The sequence below is a fragment of the Streptomyces sp. HmicA12 genome (genome assembly GCF_000373565.1).
GTDB lineage: Bacteria > Actinomycetota > Actinomycetes > Streptomycetales > Streptomycetaceae > Streptomyces.
Genome location: NZ_KB891805.1, coordinates 127,724 through 141,519, shown reverse-complemented (window position 1 = coordinate 141,519; position 13,796 = coordinate 127,724). Strand labels below are relative to the sequence as shown.

At 73.4% G+C, this 13,796-nt stretch carries 14 protein-coding genes; 5 read left to right on the top strand and 9 right to left on the bottom strand.

Annotation, left to right across the window (positions count from 1 at the left end):
* The first annotated feature begins 37 nt into the window (after positions 1-37).
* From B072_RS0115085 to B072_RS0115065, 5 genes are all read left to right on the top strand, one after another.
* Positions 38-295: a phosphopantetheine-binding protein gene (locus B072_RS0115085; protein ID WP_018530792.1), complete on the top strand. Its 258-nt coding sequence runs from the start codon at positions 38-40 to the stop codon at positions 293-295.
* Positions 292-1,527: a beta-ketoacyl-[acyl-carrier-protein] synthase family protein gene (locus B072_RS0115080; protein WP_018530791.1), complete on the top strand. Its 1,236-nt coding sequence runs from the start codon at positions 292-294 to the stop codon at positions 1,525-1,527. Before B072_RS0115085 ends, B072_RS0115080 begins: the two co-directional genes overlap by 4 nt.
* 87 nt (positions 1,528-1,614) lie before the next feature.
* Positions 1,615-2,616 carry a 3-oxoacyl-ACP synthase III family protein gene (locus B072_RS0115075; RefSeq protein ID WP_018530790.1) on the top strand — a complete coding sequence of 334 codons (1,002 nt, stop codon included), beginning with the start codon at positions 1,615-1,617 and terminating at the stop codon, positions 2,614-2,616.
* Positions 2,613-3,383 carry a ferredoxin gene (locus tag B072_RS49775; RefSeq protein WP_324603827.1) on the top strand — a complete coding sequence of 257 codons (771 nt, stop codon included), beginning with the start codon at positions 2,613-2,615 and terminating at the stop codon, positions 3,381-3,383. The genes B072_RS0115075 and B072_RS49775 overlap by 4 nt, the downstream gene beginning before the upstream one ends.
* Complete coding sequence (locus B072_RS0115065; protein WP_018530788.1) at positions 3,380-4,579, top strand: cytochrome P450; 1,200 nt, start codon at positions 3,380-3,382, stop codon at positions 4,577-4,579. The genes B072_RS49775 and B072_RS0115065 overlap by 4 nt, the downstream gene beginning before the upstream one ends.
* Here B072_RS0115065 and B072_RS0115060 read toward each other — a convergent pair.
* The 9 genes from B072_RS0115060 to B072_RS0115020 form a co-directional block, all read right to left on the bottom strand.
* A complete protein-coding gene (locus B072_RS0115060; protein ID WP_018530787.1) occupies positions 4,569-5,105 on the bottom strand; it encodes an O-acetyl-ADP-ribose deacetylase in 537 nt (178 codons plus the stop codon). The two genes, B072_RS0115065 and B072_RS0115060, sit on opposite strands and share 11 nt — an antisense overlap.
* Entirely contained in the window at positions 5,102-6,511 is a 1,410-nt protein-coding gene (locus tag B072_RS0115055) for a phytoene desaturase family protein (RefSeq protein WP_026245850.1), read from the bottom strand. Before B072_RS0115055 ends, B072_RS0115060 begins: the two co-directional genes overlap by 4 nt.
* Before the next feature lie 23 nt (positions 6,512-6,534).
* A complete protein-coding gene (locus B072_RS43250) occupies positions 6,535-6,981 on the bottom strand; it encodes a helix-turn-helix transcriptional regulator (protein ID WP_026245849.1) in 447 nt (148 codons plus the stop codon).
* Between the two features lie 127 nt (positions 6,982-7,108).
* Positions 7,109-7,972, bottom strand: coding sequence for an inositol monophosphatase family protein (locus B072_RS0115045; RefSeq protein ID WP_018530785.1), 864 nt, complete (start codon positions 7,970-7,972; stop codon positions 7,109-7,111).
* 106 nt (positions 7,973-8,078) lie between these two features.
* Positions 8,079-9,887, bottom strand: coding sequence for a gamma-glutamyltransferase family protein (locus tag B072_RS0115040; protein ID WP_018530784.1), 1,809 nt, complete (start codon positions 9,885-9,887; stop codon positions 8,079-8,081).
* Positions 9,888-9,897: 10 nt separating this feature from the next.
* A complete protein-coding gene (locus B072_RS43245) occupies positions 9,898-10,947 on the bottom strand; it encodes an ABC transporter ATP-binding protein (protein ID WP_018530783.1) in 1,050 nt (349 codons plus the stop codon).
* Positions 10,944-11,945, bottom strand: a complete 1,002-nt coding sequence (locus tag B072_RS43240) for an ABC transporter ATP-binding protein (protein ID WP_018530782.1) — start codon at positions 11,943-11,945, stop codon at positions 10,944-10,946. Before B072_RS43240 ends, B072_RS43245 begins: the two co-directional genes overlap by 4 nt.
* Complete coding sequence (locus B072_RS0115025) at positions 11,942-12,793, bottom strand: ABC transporter permease (protein ID WP_043244031.1); 852 nt, start codon at positions 12,791-12,793, stop codon at positions 11,942-11,944. Before B072_RS0115025 ends, B072_RS43240 begins: the two co-directional genes overlap by 4 nt.
* 20 nt (positions 12,794-12,813) lie before the next feature.
* A complete protein-coding gene (locus B072_RS0115020; RefSeq protein ID WP_018530780.1) occupies positions 12,814-13,767 on the bottom strand; it encodes an ABC transporter permease in 954 nt (317 codons plus the stop codon).
* Positions 13,768-13,796: the final 29 nt, after the last annotated feature.

The window sequence follows — 13,796 nt, the reverse complement described above, 5'->3', positions numbered from 1 at the left end:
TCGTCCCCCGATTCTCCCCTTCCTCGAAAGGTTCGCCATGTCCTCCGAGTCCCCCGTGGGGTCCGCCATCGCCGCCGTCCTCACCGAGAAGTTCGAGGTCGATCCGGCCGCCGTCCGGCCCGACGCCACCCTGGAGAGCCTCGACCTCGACTCCCTCGCGCTCGCCGAACTCGCCCTCGCGCTCCAGGAGCAGCTGGGCGTGGACGTGGCGGAGTCCGAGGCGTCGAAGCAGACCACCGTCGCCGAGCTGACCGCCACCCTCACCGCCAAGCACGCCACGGCAGCGGCCCGGTGACCCTCGCCGACCGCACCGTCGCCGTCACCGGTCTGGGGCTCATCACCCCGGCCGGTGCCGGCCGCGAGGCCACCTGGGCGGGGCTGCTCGGCGGCGCCTCCACCGCGGCCCGCGATCTGCAGCTCAAGGGCTGCCCCGTCGACTTCTCCTGCCGCATCCCCGAATTCCCGGCCGGCCAGGGCCGGATCGGCGGCGGCAAGGCGTGGCGCATGGGCCGCTTCACCCGGCACGCGGTGCTCGCCGCCCGGGAGGCCGTCGCCGACGCCGGGCTCACCTCCGGCGACGGCTGGGACGGGGCCCGGGTCGCCGTGGTCATCGGCTCGGGGCTCGCGGGCGCCGCGCACCTGGAGGACCAGACGGTCCGCTTCCACCAGGCCGGACCCGAGCTGGTCGCGCCCACGCTGGTGCCGATGCTGATCTCCAACATGGCGGCGGGCGAGGTCGCCCTCGACCTGGCGGCACGCGGCCCGTCGCTGGCCACGGAGACGGCCTGCGCCTCGGGGGCCAGCGCGCTCGTCGTGGCCCGCGATCTGCTGCTCAGCGGGGCCTGCGACATCGCCGTCGCGGGCGGCACGGAGGCCGCCGTCACCCCGGTCGTCACCACCGGGTTCCAGCGCATGGGCGCACTGTCCTCGCGTACGGGCGAGCCCGCCGCCGCGTCCCGCCCGTTCGCGGCCGACCGGGACGGGTTCGTCATCGCGGAGGGCACCGCGATCTGCGTCCTGGAGCGCACGGCGGACGCCCGGGCCCGCGGCCGGCGCGGCTACGCCCTGCTCGCGGGGGCGGGCCAGTCCACCGACGCCCACCATCCGACGGCACCCTCGCCCGGCGGTGTCGTCGCGGAGACGGCGCTGCGCGCGGCCCTGGCCGACGCGGGGCTGTCCCCCGCCGACGTCGATCACGTCGACGCGCACGGCACGTCCACGCCGCTGAACGACAGAACGGAGGCCGAACTCATCGGCCGGGTGCTGCCGCACGGCCCGAGTGTCACCGCGCCCAAGGGCGTGCTCGGCCACAGTCTCGGCGCGGCCGGGGCCGTCGACGCGGCCGTCACCGCGCTCACGATCCACCACGGCACGGTGCCACCGATCGCCAACCTCACCCCGGAGCTCCTGGAGTTCCCCCTCGACTGTGTGACCGGCGCGCCGCGTGAGCAGCGGGTGCGGGCCGCCGTCAGCCACTCGTTCGGCTTCGGCGGGCACAACGTCGTGCTCGCGATGATCCCCGCGTAGACCGCGCGCGGGCGAGGGACCGCCGTACGCGGCGGACCTGGCACCCGCGGCCGATCTCGCGCACCTCCACGAAAGAGCTCATCCATTGTGACCGCGTACAGCTCGATCTCCCATGCGGCCGTGCACGTGCCGCCCGGTCGTCAGACCGTCACCGAGGCGGAGGACCGTTTCCGCTCCCACAGCCCGGCCGTCAGCCTGTCGCCCGGCGTGCTGCGGCACATGTACGGGCTGCTCGAAAGGACCGTCGCGCACGCCGACGAGCAGCCGTCCGACCTGGCGGCGCACGCCGCCCTCAAGCTCTTCGACGAGCTCGGCACCTCGGCCGCCGACGACGTCGATCTGCTGATCTTCACCGGGATCCTCGCCGACATGGAGGAACCGGCGACCGCGCATCTCGTCGCCGACAAACTCGGCCTGCGCTGCCCGGTGTTCGACCTCAAGAACGCCTGCAACGGAGTGCTCAACGCCATCGAGGTCGCCGACGCCTTCATCAAGGCGGGCCAGTACCGGCGTGTGCTGATCACCACGGCGGAGGTCTCGACCCGGGAGAGCCGGTGGTCGGTCGACGCCCAGGACGACGTGCTGACGGCGCTGCCCAGCCTGAGCACGGGCGACATGGGTTCCGCCCTGCTCATGGAGGCGTCGGAGCGGCCCGGTGTCCTCGGCTCGCGGTTCTTCGCCAACTCGTGGGGCTGGCCCGCCGCCACGCTCCCCAATCCGTACGCCCGCCATCGCACCCTGGGCCATCTGCACATCGACTCGGCCCAACTCGTCGCGTCCTTCGAGGGGTTGCCGCAACGGCTGCGGTCGGCGGTGCGCGACATCGGGGTGCCGTCCGTGGCCGATCTGGACCTGGTCTGCATCCATCAGCCGTCCGTCGCCTTCACCAAGGTGGCCTGCGACTGGGTGGGCGTGGACGTCGACCGCGTCCAGCCGACGTTCCCCACACACGGCAACGTCGCGACGAACACCATCCCGCTCCAGCTCGCCACCGCACTGGAGTCGGGGCGCCTGCGACGGGGTGATCTGGTGGGCCTGTTCGGGTTCGCGAGCGGGGCGAGCGCCGGGGTGGTGGTGTGCTCGTGGTGAGTCCGCGCATCGCTCCGCTGCCCGCCGCCGACTGGCCGCCCGCGCTGCGGGAGCTGCTCGACGCCTCCCGGCAGGACGGTTCCGGCCGGGAGAACCTCTTCGGGACGCTCGCCCACCATCCCGCGCTCGCCGAGGCCTGGCTGCGTCTCGCCCACGTCCTCACCCATCAGGGCCTGTTGGAGCCGCACCTGCGCGAGCTGGCGCTGCTGCGCACGTCGCACCGCCTGCGCTCCCCGTACGTGCGGGCCCGGCACGAGGGCCACGCCTGCGATCTCGGGGTCTCCCCCGCGGCCGTCGCCGCGACCGCCGCCGAGGACCTGGGCGCGTACGACTGGAGCCCGCGGGAGGAGGCCGTGCTGCACGCGGCGGACCTGCTGGCCGTGGGCACCGCGCTGCCCGAACCGCTGTGGCACGAGCTGTCGGGGATGTTCTCGGCGGCCCAACTCCTGGAACTGCTCGTGCTCGTGGGCCAGTGCGCCATGGTCTGCACGACCTTGAACACACTGCACACACCGCACACCCCCGGCGGCGAGCCCCTCGTGCGCGTCGACCAGGCGCGCTGCTGCAGCGCCGGACAGTGCGTCTCCACCGCCCCCGACGTGTTCGCGCACGACGAGGACGGCCTGGTCACGCTCGTCGAGGGCGGCGCCGCCGAGGACCGGCCGGCCCTGACGGACCGGCTGCGCCTCGCCGCCGCGCTGTGCCCCAGCGGCGCCATCCAGCTCACCGCTCCGTCCCGGACCACGGAAGGCGTCCCCCTGTCATGACCTCCGCCCCGCCCGCCCCGCTGACTCTGCCCGCCCCGTACGGGGCCTGCCCGTTCACGCCGCCACCGGCCTACGCCGAGGTCGCCGGGCAGGCGCCGGTCACCCTCTCCGAGCTGCCCGACGGTTCGCCCTGCTGGCTGGTGACGGGGTATCAGGAAGTGCGGTCCGTGCTGTCGGACGCCCGGTTCAGCGCCGACGCGCGCACCCCCGGGTTCCCGTTCCTGTCCCCGGGCCAGCGTGAACTGGCCACCGCGCGCCCGAGTTTCATCCGCATGGACGACCCGGAGCACGCCCGGCTGCGCCGCATGGTCACCAAGGACTTCCTGGTGCGCCGCGTGGAGGAGCTGCGACCCGGGATCCAGCGGATCGTCGACGAGCGGCTCGACGCGATGCTCGCGCGCGGCCGACCCGGCGACCTGGTGCGGGACTTCGCGCTTCCCATCCCCTCCCTGGTCATCTGTCTGATGCTGGGCGTGCCCTACGCGGACCACGACCGGTTCCAGTCGCTCAGCCGCACCCTGCTCGACAACACCGCCCCGCACGACGAAGTGACCTCGGCACACGTCGAGTTGACGACGTTCCTGGAGCGGCTCGCCGAGCTCAAGGTCCGCGAGCCCGGCGACGACATCCTCAGCAGGCTCGCGGCGCGCCCCGACCTCACGCCGCAGCAGGTCGCGTCCCTGGGCTTCCTGCTGCTGGTCACCGGCCACGAGTCGACGGCCAACATGACCGCGATCTCCGTGTGCGCGCTGTTGCGCCATCCCGAGCAGGCGGACCGGCTGCGGGACGACCCGACGCTGATCCCCGGGGCGGTGGAGGAACTCCTGCGTCACCTCACCATCATTCACCTCGGCCTCGCCCGCGCCGCGAAGGAGGACGTCGAGGTGGGCGGGGTGACGATCCGGGCGGGCGAGGGCGTCATCTGCATGCTGTCCACGGCCAACCGGGAGCCCGGACTGTTCGGCGAGGATGCCGACACGCTGGATCTGGACCGCGACGCCCGTCGCCACATGGCGTTCGGATTCGGCGTGCACCAGTGCCTCGGGCAGACGCTGGCGCGCGTGGAGCTGCGGCTGATCCTGGAGACGCTGCTGCGCCGGGTGCCGACCTTGCGCCTGGCCGTCCCGGAGTCCGCACTCTCCTACACGACGCAGAACATCGTCTACGGGCTGAGGGAGCTGCCCGTCAGCTGGTGAGCCCGTCGAGGTGCCGGGTGAACGCCTCGTGGGCCCGGTCGTCGAAGACGACGAACCGCACCTCCTCGACGACCTCGGCGACCGAGGGCCCGGCCGCGCGGACCGTCTCCACGGCGATCCGCGCGCCGTCGTCCAGCGGCCAGCCGTAGATGCCGGTGGAGACGGCGGGGAAGGCGACCGTGCGCGCCCCGAGTCCGGCGGCGACCTTCAGGGACTCCCGGTAGCAGGAGGCGAGCAGCGCCGAGCGGTCCTCGGTCGCCGACCAGCGGGGGCCGACCGTGTGGATGACGTGGCCGGCCGGGAGCCGGCCGGCGGTCGTCGCCACGGCCCGCCCCGTCGCGAGGCCCTTGCCGTACTGCGAGGCGCGGAGTTTGCGGCACGCGGCGAGGATCTCGGGGCCGCCGCGGCGGTGGATGGCGCCGTCCACTCCGCCGCCGCCCAGCAGCGAGGAGTTCGCCGCGTTCACCACGGCGTCCACCTGCTGCTCGGTGATGTCGCCCTGGACCAGGACGAGTTGAGGGCTCATGACGCGCGCAGCCTCTTCCAGACGGCCTTCGCCGCGTTGTGCCCCGACATGCCGTGCACGCCGGGTCCCGGGGGCGTGGACGACGAGCAGATGAAGACGGCCGGGCGCGGCGTGGTGTACGGGGACAGCGACAGCTTGGGCCGCAGCAGCAGCTGGAGTCCGCCGACGGAGCCGGAGGCGATGTCGCCGCCCACGTAGTTGGCGTTGCGCACGGCCAGTTGGGGCGGGCCCGCGGTGGCGCGGGCGAGGACCAGATCCCTGAACCCCGGGGCGAAGCGCTCCAGTTGACGCTCGATGGCGTCGGTGAGGTCACCGTCCCAGCCGTTCGGCACATGGCCGTACGCCCAGAACGTGTGCTTGCCCGCGGGCGCCCGCGTCGGGTCGACGACGCTCGGCTGCACGGTGATCAGGAACGGCACCTCGGGAGCCCGGTCCTCGACGGAGGCGGCGCGCAGGGCCTTGCCGATGTCGCAACGGTACGGGCCGACCTGGACCGTCCCGGCCGACCTGGCCTCCTTCGCGGTCCACGGCACCGGGCCGTCGAGCGCGTAGTCGATCTTGAAGACGCTGGGTCCGTACCGGAACCGGTCGTAGTAACGGCCGAGGCCCGCGATCCGGGCGAGGGCGGTGGGTGAGGTGTCGAAGATGTACGCGCGGGCGGGCGGCAGGTCGTCGAGCCGCTTCACCTCGTAGTCGGTGTGGATCGCGCCGCCGAGGTCCGCCAGGTACGCCGCGAGCGCGTCGGAGATCGACTGGGAGCCGCCGCGGGCGAGCGGCCAGCCGCGCGCGTGTCCGGCGAGCGCGAAGACGAGGCCGATGGCGGACGTCGCGAGGCCGCTGAGCGGGGCGATGGTGTGCGCGACGAGGCCGGAGAAGAGTGCGGGGGCCCGCTCGTCGCGGAAGCGGCGCATCAGCCAGGTGGCGGGCGGCAGCCCGGTGAGCCCGAAGCGGGCGAGGGTGACCGGGTCGCGGGGCAGCGCGCTGAGCGGCAGGGACATGAAGTCCTGCATGAGGGTGTCCCAGCGGGCCAGGAGCGGCTCGATCATGCGCCGGTACGTGCCCGCGTCGCGCGGCCCGAAGGAGGCGGCGGTCTCGGCGACGGACCGGGACAGGACGGCGGCCGTGCCGTCGGGGAACGGATGCGCCATGGGCAGCTCGGGCTGCGCCCACCGAAGGCCGTACCGCTGCAGCGGCATCGCCCTGAACGCCGGGGAGTTGACGCCCAGCGGGTGGGCGGCCGAGCACGGGTCGTGCCGGAAGCCGGGCAGCGTCAGCTCCTCGGTGCGCGCGCCGCCGCCGACGGTCTTCTCGGCCTCGAACAACGCCACGGAGAAACCCCGCCTGGCCAGTTCGACTGCTGCGGTCAGCCCGTTCGGCCCCGCACCCACCACGACGGCATCGAGCATCGCCGGCACCTCGGACTCCTTCGTCAGCCGATGGCCACACTGCCTGCACAGGATATGCCGGGGCGCCGACAACGCCGGGCGCGGGGCGGCCCGGCGGCCCGGGTCCGGGGTCGGCACCGGCGCTTCAGGGGGTGGTGGGCACGCGTTGTCCGCGCCATTCGCTCGGTGTGACCGCCGTGGGCGGCGCGGAAGCGGCGGCCGAAGTGGCTGGGGCTCGCGAAGCCGCAGCGGGCGGCGACCGAGGCCACCGGCAGCCCGGCGTGGCGCGGGTCGGCCAGGAGCCGGCAGGCCGCTTCGAGACGTGCGCCGATGATCCACTGCTCGAGGCTGATCCCTGCCCGCGCGAGCACGGTGCAGAGCCGGCGGCGGGAGACGGCGTGCTCCCTGGCGATGCGCTCGGGCGTGAGGTCCGGCTCCGTCAGATGGCGGCGGACATACACCATGACGCGGGTGACCAGGGCGTCCTCCATGACCGCGCGGGCACGCCCTGACCATCGACCACGGGTGGCGCGAAGTCGCCGACACGGCGCTGGAGTTCGTCCGGCGGTTCGCCGACCCCGCGGCCCCCGACGCGTAGCCGATGCGCTGTCGGCCGGATCAGGACCCGGCCGACAGCAGGCCCACCACGCGTCGCGCGGTCGCCGCGTCCCGGGCCGCGGTGAACGGCAGTTCGTTCCCCCCGGTGATCCTGAACGGCGCGCCCGCGCGCGTGAGGTGCGTGCCGCCCGCCTCCTCGACGAGGAGCACTCCCGCGGCGTGGTCCCAGGCGAGCTCCCAGCTGAAGGCGAGGGCGTCCAGGGTGCCGCGGGCGACGGCCAGGTACTCCAGGCCGGCCGAACCGCAGGGCCGTGGGGCGACGCCGGGCGTGCGCAGGCCGAGCAGGGCGCGCTTCTGGGCGTCGGTGGTGTAGTCGGGGTGCGAGGTGGCGACCCGCAGGTCGGTGTCCTGCTCGGGTGAACCGGCGTGCAACGGGCGTCCGTCGAGGGTCGCGCCCCGGCCTCGTACGGCCACGGCGAACTCGTCCAGCGCGGGCGCGTACGTCCAGGACGCGAGGACCACTCCGTCGAGCGCGAGGGCGACGAGGGTGCAGAAGCCGGGGTCGCCGTGGACGAACTGGCGGGTGCCGTCGACCGGGTCGACGATCCAGACCGGGGCCGTGCCGCGTATCGCCTCGTACGTCGTCGGGTCCGCGGCGACCGCTTCCTCGCCGACCACGACGGAGCCGGGGAGCAGAGCGGGCAGCTCGCGCGTGAGGTACTCCTCGGCGCGCTTGTCGGCGACCGTCACGAGGTCGTGCGGGGCGCTCTTCTGCTCGATCTCGTGCGCGGCGAGCTGCCGGAAGCGCGGGGTGATCTCGGCGGCGGCCGCGGCGCGCACGGTCCGCTCCACGTCGGTCAGGAGTCGGTCGGTGACCTTGCTGGTCAGAAAGTCGTCGATGCTTTCTGTCGTTGTTTCGATCATGCCTCCATGAGAACACGAGCCACTGACAACGCGTACCGAGGAGGTGAACGAGGGGTGGACTCGCCATGAAATCGGCGATTCCACCCCTCGGGACGGTCGGTGCGGGTCAGCGGCCGACCGCGTACCCCTGCATGCCGCGCGGGTTCGCCGCCGCCGACAGGACTCCGGTACGCGGGTCACGGGCGACGGCGCACAGCCGGCCCTCGGACCAGGGCTCGCCGACGGTCACGTCGTGGCCGCGGCGGCGCAGTTCGGCGACGACCTCCTCGTCCATGCGGGACTCCACGGTCACCGACCCGGGGCGCATACCGCGCGGGAAGAAGGAGCCGGGGAAGGAGTCGTTGTGCCAGTTCGGGGCGTCGATGGCGCCCTGCAGGTCGAGCCCGCCGCGCACGGCGGAGCGCAGCGCCACGGCCAGGAAGAAGTGCACCTGCCACTGGTCCTGCTGGTCGCCGCCGGGGGTGCCGAAGGCCATGACGGGGACGCCGTCCTTCAGGGCGAGGGACGGGGTCAGCGTGGTGCGCGGGCGGCGGCCGGGAGTGAGCGAGTTGGGCAGGCCCTCGTCGAGCCAGGCCATCTGCAGGCGCGTACCGAGCGGGAAGCCGAGCTCGGGCACGACCGGGTTGGACTGGAGCCAGCCGCCGGACGGAGTGGCGGCGACCATGTTGCCCCAGCGGTCGACGATGTCCAGGTGGCAGGTGTCGCCGCGGGTCGCGCCGTCCTTCGCCACCGTGGGCTCACCGGCGCCCGCGCCCGCGATGCCCATGGCGTCGAAGCCGGGCTCGCCGGAGGCGACGGCGTGGGCGTGCGCGCTCAGCCGCGGCTCGGCGCCGAGCGGGCTGCCGGGGCGCAGCTCGAAGGACGCCTTCTCGGGGTCGATCAGGGCGCGGCGGGCGGCGTTGTAGTCGTCCGAGAGGAGCGCGTCCACGGGGACCTGCTCGGCGTCGCCGTACCAGGCCTCGCGGTCCGCCATCGCGAGCTTGCAGCCCTCGATGAGGAGGTGGACGTAGTCGGCCGACCCGTAGGCGGGCAGTTCCGGCGGGAGGACGGCGAGCTGCTGGAGGAAGGCGGGGCCCTGGCTCCAGCCGCCGGCCTTGCACAGGGTCCAGCCGTTCCAGTCGTACGTGGCGGGAGCCTCGTAGGTCGCCGACCAGCCGGCCAGGTCCTCCAGGGTCAGCGTGCCGACGTGGCGCTCGCCGCTGGTGTCCATGGTGGGCTGCTGGGCCTGCCGGACGAGGGCCTCGGCGATGAAGCCCTCGCGCCAGACGCGGCGGGCCTCCTCGATCTGGGCGGTGCGGTCGGTGCCGCCCGCCTCCTCGGCCTCGGCTATCAGCCGCGTCCACGTGGCGGCGAGCTGCCGGTTGCGGAACAGTTCGCCCGGTCGCGGGGCCTTTCCGTCGGCCAGGTAGACCTCCGCCGACGAGGGCCACTCGCTCTCGAAGAGTCCGCGCACCGTCTCGACGGTGGCGCCGACGCGCTCGACGGGGGCGTGGCCGTCCTCCGCGTAGCCGATCGCGTACTTGAGGACATCGGCCGGCGTCTTGGTGCCGTGGTCCTTCAGGAGCAGCATCCAGGCGTCGAAGGCGCCGGGCACGGCGGCGGCGAGCGGTCCGGTGCCGGGCACCAGGTCGAGGCCGAGGGACTTGTAGTGCGCGACGGTGGCGCCCGCGGGGGCCCCGCCCTGGCCGCACAGCACCCGGACCTCGCCGCCCGCCGGGGCGAGGATGATCGGCACCTCGCCGGCCGGGCCGTTCAGGTGCGGCTCGACGACGTGCAGGACGAAGCCCGCGGCGACGGCGGCGTCGTAGGCGTTGCCGCCGTCCTCCAGGACCGCCATCGCGGACTGGGATGCGAGGTAGTGCGTGGAGGACACCATGCCGAAGGTGCCCTGGAGGGTCGGCCGGGTGGTGAACAAGAAGGGGCTCCTAGCGGGTGGCGGTGCGGGTGTTCGGGATCGTACGAGACGTCGGGGAGGACGCGGCGGCCGCGTCGGGCGCGGTGCCGTCCTCGGCGACCAGGTGACAGGAGACCTCGCGGCCGCCTTCCAGAGTGCGCAGTGCCGGGACTTCCGTACGGCAGCGGTCGACGGCGAGCGGGCAGCGCGTGTGGAAGCGGCAGCCGGGCGGCGGCGCGAGCGGGCTGGGCAGTTCACCGCTGAGGACGATGCGTTCGCGGGTGCGCTGGGTGACCGGGTCGGGGACCGGGGCGGCCGACAGAAGGGCCTGCGTGTACGGGTGCTTGGGGTTCGCGAACAGCTCGGCGGTGGGCGCCTGTTCGACGATCTGGCCCAGGTACATGACGGCGATCCGGTCGGCGAGGTACTCGACGGCGGATAGGTCGTGCGTGATGAACAGGCAGCCGAAGCCGCGGTCGCGCTGCAGGTCGGCCAGCAGGTTGAGGACCGATGCCTGCACGGAGACGTCGAGCGCGGACGTCGGCTCGTCCGCGACGAGGAGGTCGGGGTCCACGGACAGGGCGCGGGCGATGGAGATGCGCTGGCGCTGGCCGCCGGAGAGTTCGTGCGGGTGGCGGTCGGCGTGCTCGGGGCGCAGACCCACTTGGGCGAGAAGTTCCCGCACGCGCGCGTGGGCGGCCTCTTTGTTCTTCGCGATGCCGTGCAGGCGCAGCGGCTCGGCGATGATCTCGCCGACCGTCATCCGCGGGTCGAGCGACGAGGACGGGTCCTGGAAGACCAGGTGGAAGTCCTTGCGCAGCGGGCGCAGGGCGCGCCGCGACAGGGTCGTCACGTCGGTGCCGTTGATGCGGACGGCGCCGCCGGTGGGGTCGTCGAGGCGGACGGCGCAGCGGCCCACGGTCGACTTGCCGCTGCCGGACTCGCCGACGAGGCCGACGACCTCGCCGCGGCCGACGGTCAAAGTGACGCCGTCGGCGGCGCGCACGGTGCCGCCGGCGCCCGCGAAGTGGCGCTCCAGGCCGACGAGTTCGAGAACCGGGATGCTGTTGTCGAGGCTCATGAGACGGTCTCCTGGAGGGTGTGCGGGTGCCAGCAGGCGGCGCGGTGCGCGGCGTCGGCGCCCGCCTCGGTGCTGACGGCCTTGAAGCCGGGGCGGCCGCCCGTGCAGGTGTCGTCGGCGCGGGCGCAGCGCGGCGCGAACGTGCAGGCGTCGGGCTGCGAGTCGAGGCTCGGCACCAGGCCGGGAATCTCCGGGAGCCGGTCCTTGGGGGTGCCGGGCCGCAGGACGGCCGACAGCAGACCGCGCGTGTACGGGTGCCGGGGCGCCGCGAACAGCTCGTCCACCGGGGCCTGTTCGACCGGGCGGCCCGCGTACATGACGAGGACCCGGTCGGCGATGTCGGCGACGACACCGAGGTCGTGGGTGATGAGCACGATGGCGGTGCCGAGGCGCTCGCGCAGCGACTGCAGCACTTCCAGGATGCCCGCCTGGACCGTCACGTCGAGCGCCGTCGTCGGCTCGTCGGCGATCAGGACGGACGGGTCGCAGGCGACCGCGATGGCGATCATGACGCGCTGCCGCATGCCGCCGGACAGCTGGTGCGGGTACTCGTCGACGCGCTGGGCCGGGGCGGGGATGCCCACCAGGTCGAGGAGTTCCACGGCACGCGCGCGTGCCTCCTTCTTGCTCAACCCCTGGTGGCGGCGGAGCACTTCGCCGATCTGCCGCCCGATGGTGAGCACCGGGTTGAGGGACGTCATCGGCTCCTGGAAGATCATCGCGATGTCCTTGCCGCGGATCTTTCCGTACGCCTTGTCGTCCGCGCCCGCCAGCTCCCGCTCGCCGAGCCGGATCGAGCCGGTGATGTGCGCGGTGGGCGGCAGGAGCCCCATGACGGCCATCGACGTGACGGACTTGCCGCAGCCGGACTCGCCGACGACGGCGAGGACCTCACCGGCGTGCAGGTCGTAGGAGACGTGGTCGACGGCGTGCACGGTACGGGTGTCGGACCGGAAGGAGACCGAGAGGTCCCGCACGCTGAGAACTGGCTCGGTCATCGGGTCGCTCCACGGGGGTCGAGGACGTCGCGCAGGCCGTCGCCGAGCAGGTTGAAGGCCAGCGTCGCGGCGACCACCGCGAGGCCGGGGAACACCGCCATCCAGGGCGCGGGCGCGAGGAAGGACTGGGCGGAGGAGAGCATCACGCCGAGCGAGGGCTCGGGCGGCTGCACGCCGAGGCCGAGGAAGCTGAGCAGGGCCTCGCCGATGATCGCGGCGGGGATGCCGACGGTGGCCTGCACGGTGAGCGCGGACGTCGCGTTCGGCAGGATGTGCCGGAACAGGACGGTGCCGTCACCGCCGCCGTTCGCGACGGCCGCGGCCACGTAGTCGACGTGCTTGAGGCGGAGTGTCTCGGCGCGGGTGATGCGGATGACGGCCGGGATCTGGGAGATGCCGATGGCGATGGTCGCGTTGGTGAGCGACGGGCCGAGCACGGCGGCGAGGCCCACGGCGAGCACCAGGAACGGGAAGGCGAGCATCGTGTCGGTGACCCGGGACACGACGCTGTCGACGAACTTGCCGTAGTAGCCGGCGAGCAGGCCGAGGGGGACGCCGACGAGGAAGGCGAGGACCACCGCGAGCACGCCGACCTGCATCGAGGCCCGCGCGCCGTAGACGACGCGGGAGAGCTGGTCGCGGCCGAGGTCGTCGGTGCCCAGCCAGTGCGCCCAGCCCGGCGCGGCCAGGACGTTGTCGAAGTCGGGCCGCGCCGGGTCGTAGGGCGCGACGAGCGGGGCGAACAGCGCGGCGAGCACGAAGATCACCGCGATGACGGCGCCGGTCATGGCTAGCTTGTTCTTGCGCAGGGCGCGCAGCTTGGGGCTGCTCGCGGCCCGCGCCCGCATGCCTGTCAGGGCGAGAGTCGTCACCGGGCACCTCCGAGCCGGATGCGCGGGTCGATGACCGAGTACGCCACGTCGACCAGCAGGTTGATGAAGATGTACGCGAACGAGGTGACCAGGACCACGCCTTGCAGCGTCGCGTAGTCACGGGTGAAGACGGCGTCGATGGTGAGCTTGCCGAAGCCGGGGAGCACGAAGATCTGCTCGGTGACGACCGCGCCGGAGATCAGGTGACCCAGTTGCAGGCCGAGCACGGTCACGACGGTGACGAGGGAGTTGCGCAGCGCGTGCCCGCCGACGACCTCGCGACGGGAGAGGCCCTTGGCGCGTGCGGTGCGGACGTAGTCGGCGGAGAGCGAGTCGAGCATCGCGGCGCGGGTCTGCCGCATGACGACGGCGGCGAGTCCGGAGCCGAGCACGATCGCGGGCAGGATCATGCGCCGCAGGTTGTCGACCGGGTCGGTGCCGAACGGCACGTAGCCGGAGGCCGCGAAGACGGGCATGGCGATCGCGAAGGCCAGTACGAGGACGATGCCGAGCCAGAACGTCGGGATCGAGAGGCCGAGCAGGGCGAGGGCGTTGGCGATCCACTCGGCGGGCCTGCCCCGGCGGACGGCCGCCACCACCCCGGCGCCGATCCCGAGCACGATCGCCAACAGCAGGGAGAGCGCGGCGAGTTCGAGGGTGACGGGCAGCGCCTGCGCGATGGCGTCGGAGACCGGCAGGCCGGTGCGCGAGGACGTGCCGAGGTCGCCCTGGAGCGCGTGCCCGATGAAACGCCCGTACTGGATCACGATGTTGTCGTCGAGCCCGTACTCGGAGCGGATCGCGGCGAGCGCCTCGGGGCTGCGCTCCTCGCCCGCGAGGGCGAGCGCGGGGTCGCCGGGCAGCGCGCGGATCCCGGCGAAGACGACGATCGAGACGAGGAAGAGGGTGATGACGGACTGCCGGACGCGCGTCAGTACGTACGTGGCCATGGGGTGCCCGGACAGCAACCCGGGCCTCT